Annotated in this window: 9 protein-coding genes and 4 pseudogenes; 6 read left to right on the plus strand and 7 right to left on the minus strand. The window is 67.8% G+C overall.

Translation table 11 applies throughout. The features are described from left to right. From CCN42_RS08080 to CCN42_RS08090, 3 genes and pseudogenes are all read right to left on the minus strand, one after another. Window positions 1–325: pseudogene (locus tag CCN42_RS08080) on the minus strand (DNA primase); the annotation flags it as partial. Beyond that, window positions 322–1,395, minus strand: coding sequence for a bifunctional DNA primase/polymerase (locus tag CCN42_RS08085; protein ID WP_245877196.1), 1,074 nt, complete (start codon window positions 1,393–1,395; stop codon window positions 322–324). The pseudogene CCN42_RS08080 and the gene CCN42_RS08085, both read right to left, overlap by 4 nt. A 593-nt stretch (window positions 1,396–1,988) precedes the next feature. Next, entirely contained in the window at window positions 1,989–2,627 is a 639-nt protein-coding gene (locus tag CCN42_RS08090; RefSeq protein ID WP_086734126.1) for a TetR/AcrR family transcriptional regulator, read from the minus strand. Window positions 2,628–2,746: 119 nt separating this feature from the next. Here CCN42_RS08090 and CCN42_RS08095 point away from each other — a divergent pair, with 119 nt between their 5' ends. Continuing rightward, the gene (locus CCN42_RS08095) at window positions 2,747–3,658 is read left to right on the plus strand and encodes an alpha/beta fold hydrolase (RefSeq protein WP_245877197.1); all 912 of its coding nucleotides are present in this window, start codon (window positions 2,747–2,749) and stop codon (window positions 3,656–3,658) included. Window positions 3,659–3,830: 172 nt separating this feature from the next. On the opposite strand, the gene CCN42_RS08100 is transcribed toward CCN42_RS08095, so the two are convergent. The 3 genes from CCN42_RS08100 to CCN42_RS08110 all read right to left on the minus strand — a co-directional run bounded on the left by CCN42_RS08100 (window position 3,831) and on the right by CCN42_RS08110 (window position 6,953). Then, complete coding sequence (locus tag CCN42_RS08100; RefSeq protein ID WP_086734128.1) at window positions 3,831–4,214, minus strand: DUF6009 family protein; 384 nt, start codon at window positions 4,212–4,214, stop codon at window positions 3,831–3,833. 184 nt (window positions 4,215–4,398) lie between these two features. Next, entirely contained in the window at window positions 4,399–5,943 is a 1,545-nt protein-coding gene (locus CCN42_RS08105; protein WP_086734130.1) for a DNA primase family protein, read from the minus strand. After that, window positions 5,940–6,953: a bifunctional DNA primase/polymerase gene (locus tag CCN42_RS08110; RefSeq protein WP_086734139.1), complete on the minus strand. Its 1,014-nt coding sequence runs from the start codon at window positions 6,951–6,953 to the stop codon at window positions 5,940–5,942. Before CCN42_RS08110 ends, CCN42_RS08105 begins: the two co-directional genes overlap by 4 nt. Window positions 6,954–8,208: 1,255 nt before the next feature. On the opposite strand from CCN42_RS08110, the gene CCN42_RS08115 reads away from it, so the two are divergent. After that, window positions 8,209–8,973, plus strand: a complete 765-nt coding sequence (locus CCN42_RS08115) for a hypothetical protein (RefSeq protein WP_245877198.1) — start codon at window positions 8,209–8,211, stop codon at window positions 8,971–8,973. Between the two features lie 197 nt (window positions 8,974–9,170). On the opposite strand, the gene CCN42_RS08125 is transcribed toward CCN42_RS08115, so the two are convergent. Further along, the gene (locus CCN42_RS08125) at window positions 9,171–10,235 is read right to left on the minus strand and encodes an MFS transporter (protein WP_086734132.1); all 1,065 of its coding nucleotides are present in this window, start codon (window positions 10,233–10,235) and stop codon (window positions 9,171–9,173) included. Between CCN42_RS08125 and CCN42_RS08130 the strand changes: the two are divergent. The 4 genes and pseudogenes from CCN42_RS08130 to CCN42_RS08145 form a co-directional block, all read left to right on the plus strand. Then, window positions 10,131–10,636, plus strand: a pseudogene (locus CCN42_RS08130) (IS5 family transposase); the annotation flags it as partial. The gene CCN42_RS08125 and the pseudogene CCN42_RS08130 overlap by 105 nt on opposite strands. A gap of 95 nt (window positions 10,637–10,731) precedes the next feature. Beyond that, entirely contained in the window at window positions 10,732–11,379 is a 648-nt protein-coding gene (locus CCN42_RS08135) for an SMI1/KNR4 family protein (RefSeq protein WP_086734134.1), read from the plus strand. Next, a pseudogene (locus CCN42_RS43700) lies at window positions 11,376–12,232 on the plus strand (IS5 family transposase). The gene CCN42_RS08135 and the pseudogene CCN42_RS43700 overlap by 4 nt, the downstream one beginning before the upstream one ends. A 73-nt stretch (window positions 12,233–12,305) precedes the next feature. Next, window positions 12,306–12,747, plus strand: a pseudogene (locus CCN42_RS08145) (IS701 family transposase); the annotation flags it as partial.

Here is a 12,747-nt window from a genome sequence, read left to right on the forward strand (position 1 = left end):
CGTGGGTGGCGAGGTTCTCGGCGAGGTCTCCTGCCGCCCACAGAACGGTGTCGTCTTCGTCGATCTGCCAGCGGGTGGTGTCCCACCGGTACCAGCCGATGTTGGGCACGTGCCGATAGTCGTTGGCGTACAGCTTGACGAACAGCTTGGCGTTGCCGCGGTCGGAGAGGGTGTCGGGCAGCAGACCGTGTGTGGTCGCCTCGCCGGCAGGGGTGCGTTCGCCGTCGGTCTGGGCGGGGACGGCGGCGGTGCCTTGTGCCCGGATCTGTGCGGCGACGGCTTCTGGGTCGAACTCGAAGAGGGTCTCAGGTCCCGGAGAGGTCACGGACGCCTCCCGCTGGTGTGCAAGGGCCGTTTGAGGCCGGCGGCAAGGCCGCTGCGGATGATCTGCTGAATGCGGCGCTCCTGGCCGGGTCGGGCGGCGAGAGCGGCCTCGTGCAGTGCCTGCTCGGCGTCCGCCTGGTGGAGGCGGTCGGCGGCGATGAGGCCGCCGATGGTGTAGGCGGCGCGGTTGAGGGTGTCGGAGAAGCCGGCGCCTTCCGGTACTTGGCCGCAGGCCTCGACCGGGGCGAGGATCGTGGCAAGGGTGTGCTGGGCGTGGTCGCGGCCACCGCCTGCGGCGAGGACGGCCTGGTGTGCGCGTGGGGGTACGGGGCGTGGTGCCGGGATGCTGGGGGCGGGTAGGTGCCCGGTGCGCTCGAGTTCTTGGGCCAGCCACAGGGGCAGGGCGGCAGGCTCGCGGGTGGTGCCGATGGGTGTGTACGAGCCGCGGCTTGTGGTGGTGCCGGGCGCGATGATGTAGCTGCCGTGGGCGCGGATGTCGACTTGCCAGGCGAGAGCTCGGGCGGGGCTGGAGCCGACGGAGGAAAGCCAGCGGCGTTCGCCGGCCCGGTACCAGACGTGGAGACCGCCGGATGGGGTGCGCACGCGCAGGGTGTTCTCGTCGGCGGCGGGACTGGGCTGGCCGCGGAGTGCAGCGAGGACGGCGATGGTGTGGAAGCCGTTGGCGAGACCGGTGAGGTCGACGCTGTCGCTGATCGGGATGCCCGGGAGGATTCGGTTGCGGGTCGGCGGCTGGGCGGGGTGTGCGTCGATGTCGATGACGATCAGGCCTGCGGGGCCGCAGGCGACTCCGATGCCGAAGTTCGGTCGGGCGCTCCACCACCGCTGGATGCGGTTCTGGTTGAGGGTGGCGGCGTGGAAGCCGTGGCACCAGCGTCCGGCCGGGATGCATGGGCAGTCGGCAGGGGCGTGTGGGGTTGTGCGGCAGTCGCTGCAGTTCGCCGCCGGGGTCTTCAGACCGGGGGCCAGCGGGTGGACGGGCCAGCCGCGGCGGGCGCACCAGCTGGCGGTGGCCAGCGAGCTGCCAGCGACTGAGGACTCAGGGCTGGTCATCGTTGAGTCGCTGGCAGAAAAGTGCAGCTCAGCAGGCATCTGCACCCCCTTACCAGCGACCGAAGCGACTCAATGACGGACACAGACTAGCGAATGCGAGCTGGGGCGGTGTGGAGCACATGCGGAACTGCCGTAACGCCTGTATCGACAGGGCCCCAGGAAGGCCTCAGAGCGACGACCGCAGAGCGACTGAACTGGTGGTGCAGCGACCGGACCGCTTCGGTCGCTGCACCCTCCCGACCGGAGAAACCGCAGGTCAGCGCCGTAGCGTTACCTCAAACAGCGACTGAAGCGACTGAAGCTCTCTATATATAACGCACACGCGCACACATGAATGTCTTCATATACCCGGAAGTTCGGTCGCTTCAGTCGCTACATACCACCGGAACCTCGCCTGACCTGCAGTTTCACCCACTTGTCGGCCAGCGACCGAGAAAACACTGGGTCGCTGCCGTTCAGTCGCTACACGCCGACCCAGCCAGCGACCGAAGCGACCGAAGCGACCCAGAGTCGAACATGCCCGTGCCCCCCAGCACCAGAAAAGGCCAGCGCCGTACAGGACAGACCCCGGCTCCCGCCACGAGAGCAAGTGATCACTCTGGAGCCTTCTGCGTTGACGCGGCGCCCCCATGAGCGCGGAAGATCCGGTCGAGGTGATGCTGCAGGACAGCGGCGGCGGACTCCGGGCTGCGCTGGCCGACGAGAATGCTGGTGCCGAGCCCCGCAGACATGGCAAGCAGGCTGACTGCCTCCAACCGCGCGTCCAAACCGGGTTCGAGTAGATCCACCTCTTGCGCCCGCCGGAGGGTTTCGGTCACAGCGTCTTCGGCGGCATTGGGGTTCTTGATGAAGGGCTGGGCAGCGAGAGCCCGGTCGTTCACGGACAGAACGGCGTACGAGGTGTATAGGTGGTGGAACGTGCGGCTTTCATCGTCGGCCGGCAGGGCCGCCATCAGCAGCGCCTCAACCATCGCACGCGGGCCCGGGTTGTCACCGGCAGCCCGGACGCGGGCGGCGACCCGATCCCCCAATCTCGCCGCCAGATGCTCCAGCCCGAAGAGCAGCAGCTTCTCCTTCGTTTCGAAGTAGTACTGCACCAGCCGCAATGACACGCCCGCCTCCGCTGCCACATCGCGCATCCCCACGGCATGTAGCCCGCGTCGCCCGGCGACCCGGACGAGCGCCTCAGCGATCTCGGTGCGCCGTTCTGCGTGGTCCACGCGCTTGGGCATCCGTCCACTCCCCGCTTCTCGTTCCCGCCGGTACGGCCTCCACCGAACTTCTTTGATGATACATCCGTACCAACATCATGGTACGTTCGTATCACAAACTGTCCCCTGTGGAGGTGACCGTGCCTAAGACCACTGCCCGGACCCCGGCCGACGTCGGCCGCTACGTGAGCGACGCCTGGCGTGACCGCTACTTCGCGGCCTGCGACGCGGTCTACGCACTGGGAGCACCCGCTCTCGCGGAACAGGACGTGGAGACCTCCTTCGGCACCACCCACGTGTACCGCTACGGTCCCGCCGACCCGGCGGCCCAGTCCCGCACCCCCATCGTCCTGGTCCACGGAGCGGGCTCCTGCTCCGCCATGTGGTACCCGAACACCCCCGACCTCAGCGCGGACCGCCCCGTCTACGCCCTCGACACCCCCGGCGACCCGGGACGCAGCGTCCAGCGCGCCCCTCTCCACCAGCCCGAACACGCCGCTCAGTGGCTCGAGGAGACACTCACCGGACTCGGCCTCGACCGCGTCCACCTCGTCGGCACCTCCTACGGCGGCTGGCTCGCCTTGAACCAGGCGCACCGCAGGCCCGACCGCCTCGCCTCGGTCACGCTCCTCGATCCCGGCGGCCTGGAAAAGGTGGGGCTGCGCTTTTTCGTCTGGATCTTCATCAGCCTCTTCGCGACCTCCGCGCCCAAGGCCGTGCGCCCACGCCTCGCGGCCTGGCTGGAACAGCCGGTCCTCGTCGTGCCGGAGTTGCGCACGATGATCAGGACGGCCGTCCGCGCCTACCGCATCCGCCGCCCAGCCCCCCTGCCCCTGTCCGACGACGAACTGTCCACCATCCGAACCCCGCTCTACCTGGTGCTCGGCAAGCGAAGCCTCCTCGTGCACCCCCAGCGGCAAGTAGAGCGGTTGCCGCGCGTGATACCGGGCGCCCGGGCCGAGATCATCTCCGGTACCGGCCACGGACCGCAGATCGACCACGCGGAAGAGATCAACCGCCGGATGCTGGACTTCATGGCCTCCGTCGCCTGAGGGACCGCGTGCGAGCCCTCTTCCCACGAGCGCCTGGAGCCCAGCAGCCGACGACCTGCAGACCGCCCGGCTGTCACTGCAGCGTCCGGCCGAGGAGGTCCATCGCGATCCCCGGCCCTGCGCGCACACGGGCTGGACCACCGCCACAGGACAGTGGCCGCCAGCTGGTCGCCTACGAGGCAGCCGATGCTATGGCTTGGGTCCGGCCTTGGGAGCGGTCGGTCTTCGCGCCGGGGCTTCTCGGTGCCACGGTACGAGGATCGACGGCTTCTCCTGGTGCGCCGACTGAGTAGGGGCCTTGCGGTTGGCTGTCACGGTCGTGCGGGAGGAGGAAGAAAACTCGCCTGCGGTACAGGCCGGAGTCGGGGTCGGGTTCGGCTTCGTCGTCGAGGACGGCGTAGCCGACCATGCGTCCGTCGCGGGCGTAGGGGGGCTTGGTGCCGCGGCGTTTTGTCTTGTCGACGGCCTGGCGGACGTAGTCGAGCTGTGAGGGGTCTTCCAGCCACACCACCTCCTGCTCGTGGGTGATCTCGCTTGCGTCCAACAGCGAGCTCATGGCTGCAGCCCCTCCTTCACTGGCCGGCCCGCGGGGCGGGGGGCCTGTTGTGCCTGTGTGGTGTGGTGCTCGCTGCGCCGCGTGGCGGTGGAGCGGGGTGCCGGTTCGGTCGGTCGGGACCGGCGTTTCATAGTAGTTCGGGCTCGGGACGGCGGGCAGGGCTTGTTGCGGCGGTGGTGGTGGGTCATGCGTCACTCGCCAGGGCGAGGCCGGGGTAGTACTTGCGGCCGTTGGATTTGATCATGTCGGAGGGTGAGTTCAGACCGAGGTCCTGGCGGACGCGGGTGGCGAAGGCGCGTGCGGTGGCGGGGCGGATGCCTTCGCCGGAGTGGCACCAGGCGGTGTACTCGCTGTAGAGCAGGCCCTGCTCGACACGGAGTTCCCCGGCCGCTTCGGGGTTGCGGGTGCAGCATTCGGTGAGGAAGCGGCCGATGTGGTCCTCGGTGGTGGCGTATGCGGTGGTCGCCATCCGGACGCGGTCGGGGCCTTCGAGGGGGTCGCGGGTGGTCAAGTAGCGGCGGGCGCCCTCGATGAGCCACTGCAGGATGCCCTCGCCTTCGTCGCGGACGAGTTCGAAGGCGAGGTTGTCGATGCGCCGCTCGGCGGGGACCGTGCGGGTGAAGGGGATGAGGCGGATCCGGCGCCAGAAGGCGAATCCGCCGGTGGAGACCTCGGGCCTGTGGTTGCCCAGCAGCCACAGGTGGTGGGTGGGGCTGAAGGAGAAGTAGTCCTGCCGCATCCGGCGGGCTTTGATCTTGTCTCCGCCAGTGAGGAGACGGACGCGGGCTTCGTCGAACTTGTCGTTGGGCTTCAGTTCGCTGCACACCACCAGCCGGCGGCCGTGCAGCTCGGTCAGTTCGGTGGAGTGCTCGTTGTAGGAGCCGCGGTCCATCAGGAAGCCGGGCGGGGCCGCGTCGGCGTAGTCACCAAGGATCTGGATCATGGTGTCGAGCAGGACGCTCTTGCCGTTCTTGCCCTCACCGTGCAGGAAAGGCAGCACCTGGGCGCCGACGTCGCCGGTGATGGAGTAGCCGAGGAGCAGGTGCAGGAAGCTGATCATTTCCTGGCCCTCGGCATCCTCGCCGAAGGTGTCGGCCAGGAAGCGGTCCCAGCGCGGGGTGGCCATCGGTTGCGGGGCGACCGTGGTGGCACGGGAGTGGAAGTCCCGCAGCGGGTCGGGCTTGCGCAGCTGGCCCGTCTTCAGGTCCACGACGCCGGCCGGGGTGCACAGGGCGTAGGGGTCTCCGTCCAGCACGTCCGGTTCGACGGAGAGGTCGGGTGAGGCCTTGGCCTGCTTGAGCATGGCCTGCATGCCGCTGGTGGACAGGGTCCTGCGGCGGTGGTGGACGAGTTCGCGGTTGCTGTAGAAGCCGTCGGGGTCGGTGATGGCGAGGTTTTCTGCCATCTCTCCGGCAGCCCACAGGGCTGCCTTCTCGCCGCCGGTGCGCTTCCAGCGGTAGCCGTCCCACACGAACCAGCCCAGGCCCTCGGCATGACGGAACTGGTCGCGGTAGAGCCGGATGAACAGCCGGGCGTTGCCGCGGTCGGACAGGTCCGGCGGCATCAGACCGCCCTGACGGGCATCCGGTGCCACCGGGGCTGCGGAGCCGGCCAGATCAGCATGGTTCTGTGCGGGGAGCAGCCGGTTGCTCTGGGAGGCCGCTTCGAGGTCGAGCATCTGCTGAGCGGCGGCCTGTGCATCGAAAGGCGGTGTGCCGGCGCTGCTCATGGACGTCCTTCAGGGTGGAACGGGCGGGTGGCCCCTGCTGCGATGCCGCTGTCGATGATCCGCGCGTTACGGGCGTGCTGCGCGGGACGGGCGGTGTCAGCGGCTCGCAGCAGCTGCTCGCGGACCGTTGCCTCGTCGAGGTGGCCGGCAGCGGTCAGGCCTCCAGCTGTGTAAGCGGCCCGGTTGAGCTTCTCGGTGAACCCGGTGCCTTCGGGTGCCGCCGCGCAGGAGGACACCGCGTCAATCAAAGGCTCTAGTATCCGGTGAGCCTTGCCGCGGCTCAGGCGCGCCCGGGGAACGGCCTTGGGTGGTATGGGGGCTGGGGGTTCGATGACGTGACCGGTGCGGATCAGCTCGTTCTCCAGCCAGACAGGCAGGGGGGCGGGAAGGCGGGTACTGCTCAGAGCCTGGTACGAGCCGTCCGTCGTGCGGGTACCGGGGGCGACGATGTATCCGCCATGCGCCCTGATGTCGACCTGCCAGGCGAGTGCGGTTTTGGTGCTGGAGCCGGTGGAGCACTTCAGACGCCGCTGCGGGTGGGGGTAGGAGTACCAGATATGCAGGCCTCCTGAGGGAGTGCGCACGCGCAGGGTTTCCTCGTCCTGGGTCGGGTCGGGCTGTTTGCGGTAGGCAGCGAGCAGGGCAAGCGTGTCGAACCCGGAGGCGAGCCCGGTCAGGTTCACGGCTTCCGGGATCGTGATGCCCGGCAGGAGGCGGCCCCGGTCCGGGACAGGGGCGGAATGAGCGTCGACGTCGATGACTACCAGGTTGGCCGGGCCACAGGCAATCCCAACGCCCGCCGAGGGCTGGGCTTCCCACCAGGTGCTGATGCGTTCAGGGTCGGTTGTGGCCGAGTGGAAGCCATGACAGGGCCTGCCGGCGGGCAGGCAGGGGCAGGCACTCGGAGAATGGCTTCGGTCCCTGCAGGCGGGGCAGTTCGCCGCCGGCGTCTTCCGGCCCGGCGCCAGAGGATGGACGGGCCAGCCCTGCTCGGCACACCAGCGGGCCACGGCGTAGGGCTGCACCGGTCTGTGGAGTACAGGGGTGTGGAGCTCGCCAGGGCGCGGCACAGGATGTCCTTCTCACCATCTCGTCGTGGGCCTTCAGTCCCTGCGTAAAGACACAGGTCACCCGCTGAGTGACAGAGCCTCAGGGACTCAAGGGACTCTACTTCGGAACAGAGTGTAGGACCTTGGATGGCTGTCGGGTGGAAGCTTCCACGGCGCGCCGCAGTATCGAGTCTTCGGTCCCTTTAGTCCCTTGGGCCCCTCCCAGGAGTCACCGAGTCATCGTAAATGCCCGAATTGATGGCATCTGGAGGGTCTGAAGGGACTCGGACTCAGGACTGAATCATCCAGACTTCTCGTTACCTGGGCGTCACCAGGGGGCAGGGGTCGTAGCCACAGGGGGGAGGGTCTCTCCCCAGTTCGGTCCCTGCGAGAAAAACGCAGGTCAGACGCCTCCATCTCAGGAATGAGGGACTGAAGGGACCGAACTTCTTCATTATCAACCAAGCACACGCGTTTTCTCCTGCGCGCGGGCGCGCGAACAACACATGCACCCAGACACCTCATATATAAGAGGCTTCAGTCCCTTCAGTCCCTGGATCAGTGCTTACACATGCTCTGACCTGCGAAGAAAACGAAAACTGCCCGCAGGGACTGGTCCCTGCCGAGTCCCGAGTCTGAAAGTGCTCCGCACCACCGGGGCAGTACCCCTCTCGATGCCCGTAGCGCGGTGATCCCTGCCGGGCCCGCCAGCTCTAGCCAGCGGTGCCGCGCGTCAAAAGGAACGATTAACCGTCTCCGAGCCCCCCGACAGGGGCCGAAGCGACAGCGCTCCGGGGCGCAGAGGCCTCCGAGCCGGTCGTCCATCCTTCCCAGGGCGCTGCTCCTCCTTGCTCCTTCCCGCTCTCTGACGGGGCCGACCCGCGGCGGGCGTCCCCTGCCCGGGGGGCAAGAAGGACGTCCCTTAGACCGCACCTCATGTACGCCACGTCAATGAAGTGCGATCTACCGGACGTCATGTAGCGCTGCGAAGGGGTATGACGACGTCCTCATCGATGCGCTTGGGGTCAATTACGTGGTGCCTGATGTGGCCGTTCGTCTCGGCTCCCTTGAGCCAGCCTGCTTCGATGACTTGGTTACGAGCAGAGGAGAAGAGTGCGCTGCCATGCCGACGACCTTGACTAGTGCCATCAGGCAACGTTCACCCCGACCCGGCTCTGGGGAGCCGGGTCGGGCCCACTCGTTGTAGGAGTTGTCGATGTCGGCTGCCAAGCTGGCGCCGACAACTCCGCTCGCAGTGATCAACTGGGTTCCGATGCCTGATGAACGATCCGGGTCCGTGCTGTCCTCGGTCGGCTTCGACGCCGCATGGTGCGCCACCGACCTCGGCGAGTACCGCGCCTGCCGTTACACCTATGAGCGCTACCCGTACGAGAGCCTGCCGCCGCTCGACTCCAGCCAGTTCACAGGCACTTTCCAGTGGCTCGGTGGCACCCGAAGCCTCGACCCTGAGCAGGTCGCGAAGCTCAACGCCTTGGCGGAGGATCTGGCGGCCAGGAGCCTGTCTCTGCCGCAGGACTTCCTTACTTTCCAGACCAGCGCGAATCTGTACGGCTCGCTGGACGACGTCTCGGTGACTGGCTGCTGGACCGACATCTCGCAACCACTGCCCAGTCCGGTCGAGCCTGGTTCCTTCCTCGTGCGATTCCTGCGGGATCAGCAGGACTGCGTCATCTGGTACCTCTACCTTCGCTCCTCCGGCGAGGCGTTCGTGGTGCACTCCCACCTTGACTACGAGTACGAGGCTCAGCGTAACGGGGAGGAGACAGAGAGCGACCTCGATGACGAGGAGGAGCAGACGGCCGCGATCCTCTGGTGTGCGCCGACGTTCGAGGAGTTCGCCCATCGCTTCTGGATCGAGAGCCGTGTTTGGCATGCGGTCAACGGCGGCGACATGTCCCAGCTCGAACCGCAGTTGCGTAACTACTTGCATCACTACGCACCACCTGAGGTCTCCGCATGACGGCGTGTCAGGCGCGATCAGGTGCAGGTGGCAAAACGAGTACGCGTCCGCGAGATCGATGACGACGAAGGCAAGCGCCTGCTGCGGATTGCGCGCCGGGGCACGGGGTCGGTGTGACCTGGCGGTGTTGAGGCTCCTTGAAAATCCCCAGGCACGATCGACCTCTGAGTTGCTCATCCCCGCAGGGGCTTGTTTTGTCAGGGGCGCCGGGTGGGCGAGAGCGTTCGCCAGGACATCAGAGCGGCGATGGCCGAGGCCGCGCCAGCCAGTGTGACGATCAGCCCGGGGGCCGCGACTTCGCCCAGCGCGCCTCCGGCTGCGGCGGCCAGGCCCTGCAGCGTCATCGTGCCGGTCAGCAGCAGACCGAATGCCTGACCGCGCTGCGTCTCGGGCACCGCGTCGAGAAACCTGTGGGCCAGTGCGAGCTGGTAGGCGACGCCGAAACCGGACACGGCCAGCAGGACGGTGGCGTTTCCCGGTGCGGGGTGCAGCGCGAAACCCAGCAGCGGCAGTCCGAGCGCGAGCGCGAGGAGGTTCGCCAGCCGCTCGCACCCCGCTGGGCGCACCAGGCGGCTGACGATCAGGTTGCCCGCGAACATTCCGGCGGCTACCGCTGCGAACAACAGACCGGCCGTGTCAGGCGCGCCGACCTGCGCCGCGTAGGGGACCAGCACGCCCTCGGCGCCGACCATCAGCGCCGGTGAGAGCCATTGCGCCAGCAGCAGCGCCCGGACCGCGGGCCGGCGCAGCAGTGCTCGGTTCACCTGCCAGGTTTCGCTGATGCCAGCCGAACCGCCGGTGCGGCGGGGCGGGTGGTCGGCCAGGCGCAGTTGCAGCAGGGCTGCCGAGGCCAGGCAGGTTGCTGCGGTTATCCAGAGTGCGCCTGGCGCGCCGGCGGCGGCGATGAGCATGCCGCCGGCGGCGAAGCCGAGCACCTGCGTGCCGCCGGCCGCCATGGAGAACACGGCACGGCCGAGCACGTAGCAGTCGCCGTCCAACAGGTCGGGCAGAAGTGCGGTGCGCGAAGCGGAGGCGACGGCGGTGGGCAGACCCGCGACGAACACGAGCGCCAACATGGCCGGTACCGGCAGCAGACCGGCGGCGGGCACCGCGCTGACCACGGCACGCAGCACCTCGTAGCCGATCAGGAGGGTGCGCGGGGGCCAGCGGTCGGCGAAAGCCAGCAGCAGCGTGCCGCCCAGGGCATAGGGGTCGACCGGGCCCGCCCCGGCTTCAAGCACCACATGGTCGTCGACCGGCATGGAACCTCGCTCGCCGTCACGCTCACCGGCGGCAACCGGCGCGATGTCATCCAGCTCCTGCCCTTGTTGGACGCGGTCCTATCCATCCGGGGTCTGCCGGGACGCCCCCATCGCAAGCCTCGGCGACTGTACGCGGACCGGGGCTACGACTTCGACAAGTACCACCGCCTGCTGTGCAAGCGTGGCATCAAACCCGTGATCCCCCGACGCCGTGTCGCCCACGGCTCCGGACTGGGCAAGGTCCGCTGGGTGGTCGAGCGCACCTTCGCCTGGCTCACCAGTTCAAACGACTCCGCACCCGCTACGAGCGACGCGCCGACCTCCATCAGGGCCTGCTCGAACTCGCCTGCGGAATCATCTGCCTCCGACAGCTTTTGAGGGCAGTCGAAGCGCAGCAGTAGGCTCCTGACGCGTGCCCTCTTCTCCTCACGGCGTACCTGCGCCACTCCGCCATGAGCCCAGCCCGGAGACCAGGCCAGAGGCGGACGACGACGCGTTGATCAAATCTCTGCAGGCTCGCGCATGGGATCCGGGCCTGCGATTCGACCGCGCGGACGTCCCTGTCGCGTGGATCGTCGAGCGTTACGGCAAGCCCCGGTTGGAGCGGATACGAGACGACATAGTTTCGTATGGCAGTGATGGGACGGTTCAGCTCAAGGCCAAGACCGAGGAGGTGACCGATTACCACGCCGACGCTCCTCGCGGGCCGCTGTTCCCTCCGATCTCCCTGTCAGATGTCGAGAAGGCAGAGCGGAGAATCGGACGCCATCTTCCCGAACTGCTTCGGCGCCTCTACACCGAGGTCGCCAACGGAGGATTCGGACCCGATGGCGGGCTTGCCTCCCTGACTGACGGCAACCGGCTTCCAGGGCACTTGCGCGACTGGCCATGTGCGGCCAGCGTCCACGAACGCAACCTGTCAGAGGGCATGCCACCATCGTGGCTCTTCCTCACCTACGGCGGCTGCACGATGGAATGGCATGTCTCATTGAGCGCAGTCGACAACCCAGTGCTTCTCTACGACGCCGACGGCCACACCTTCGGGGAAGGCCCTCACGACGGCCTCCGCCATGCGACCGCCTCACTACGGAAATGGCTGTGGACCTGGGCTGACGGCGGCGACGTCTGGGATGAAGTCCTGTGACTGCTCTTACGAGCAGAAGTGACGTCGCACCCCACGTCCAGCTCATTCCGCAACCGTCAGCCACATCGGCAGGTGGGCGGTGGCGTGATCATCGGCAGGTGATCGACGCGATCGCGTTCAAGTACCAGACCGGGACGCCGTGGGTGGACCAGCCCGAGTACTTCGGGTCGTGGAAGAGCGCCCACAACCGGCTGCGGAAGTGGGCTGCCGACGGCGCGTGGGAGAAGGTCTTCACCGCTCTGCTTGCGCAGGCCGACGCCGAAGGCGACCTCGACGGGGTCGTCTCGGTCAACTCCACCATCGTCCGTGCCCACCAGCACGCCGCCGGGCCCGTCCAAAGGGGCCCCGGCTGGCGAGCCGCACGACCATGCCCTCGGACGCTCCCCCGGCGGACTGATCACCAAGATCCACCTCGCCGCCGATGCTCGCTGCGGGCCCTTGGCGTTCGTTCTCACGCCTGGTCAGGCCGGTGACGCACCAGCGTTCACCCAGGTCATGGCCCGTTCACGAATGCCCCGGCGGATTGGCCGCCCCAGGGTCACGCCGGACGTGGTCCTGGCTGACAAGGCCTATTCGTCCTGGGCGATCCGCCGTCATCTGCGGCGGCGCGGGATCCGGGCGGTGATCCCGCAGCCTGCGGACCAGGCCGCCAACCGCAAACGCCTGGGCAGGCGTGGCGGCAGGACGCCGGCCTTCGACCGCGAGGCCTACGAGCAGCAGAACACCCGCGAGCGCTGCATCAACAAGCTCAAGCAGTGGCCTGGCCTGGCCAGCCACCCGCTACGACAAGACCGACACTATCTACCTCGCCGGACTCCACCTCGCCGCCATCTTCATCTGGTCAGCCAGGTGACCCGAAGGAAGCCGCCTAGTAGTGCTTCGTTACGTTGAGTGATCTTGCCCTGGTGGTGGGCATCTTTTCCGGTGTGAGGCTGGGGGAGGTGGAACGGCTCCGGGGTGAGTTATCGGAGTTCGTTGCCGATGTGTTCGCCTCGGTGCCGCGGCGGGATCAGCGGCGGTGGGGTGCGTGTTATCTGCGGGGTCTGATGCTGGAGGGCCGGCGCAAGTCGATCCAGCCGATGCGAGCGGTTGCCGGACGGGAACATGCAGGCCCTGCAGCAGTTCGTGAACCAGTCGCCGTGGGATCCGCTGCCGGTGCGGCGGCGGATCGCCGAGCGGCTGTGCGAGACGGTCCGGCCCGAGGTGCGGGTGGTCGACGGTGTGTCGTTTCCCAAGTGCGGCACCGTGTCGGTGGGGGTGGCCCGCCAGTACTGCGGAGCACTGGGCGAGCGGGCGAACTGTCAGGTTGCGGTCAGTGTCCACGCCGCGACCGACACCGCGTCCTGTCCGCTGGACTGGCAGTTGTAT

Source organism: Streptomyces glaucescens, assembly GCF_002154375.1.
Lineage (GTDB): Bacteria > Actinomycetota > Actinomycetes > Streptomycetales > Streptomycetaceae > Streptomyces > Streptomyces glaucescens.